Origin of the sequence: Vibrio sp. S234-5 (assembly GCF_000960595.1) — a bacterium.
Lineage (GTDB): Bacteria > Pseudomonadota > Gammaproteobacteria > Enterobacterales > Vibrionaceae > Vibrio.
In genome coordinates this window covers 1-405 of the sequence record NZ_JZAM01000127.1, presented here as the reverse complement: position 1 = coordinate 405, position 405 = coordinate 1, and the positions used below count along the sequence as shown (strand labels likewise).

Here is a 405-nt window from a genome sequence, read left to right as displayed (position 1 = left end):
CCCATGCAGTAGCTGCCAAAGGTCGCGGCAATATCCATAAACGCCTGCACTTCATCGCTGCTATCAATAAAATCCAACCGCGAGGCACAGTTGTAAATCATCACTACTTCAGGCTGATGCATGGCAAGTTCCACCACCCCATGACGCACTTGTTCTAACGTCAGAGAAGGATGGTTATAGCAAAACTGAACCTCATCACCGAGGCACCACGGCCTATCGAAACTCATGCTTCCATCGGCGTGAAGTTCTGTGACGGTACAAACTTCCTTGCGCCCCAACGTTTCTCGATACAACGGGAAACTGAGTAATTGGTTAATCGTCACGTCGTGCCCGTCGGCAAGATAATGCTTATAAACATCGAGGGCTTTACGCTCTCCTAAGCAATACAAGCGCGTGCCTTTCGCA

1 protein-coding gene is annotated in these 405 nt (G+C 49.6%); it reads right to left on the bottom strand.

Annotated features, from left to right (window positions below):
* Positions 1-405 (bottom strand): FIST C-terminal domain-containing protein (locus UF06_RS04775; protein ID WP_045569428.1); only part of this gene is annotated, 405 nt, incomplete at both ends.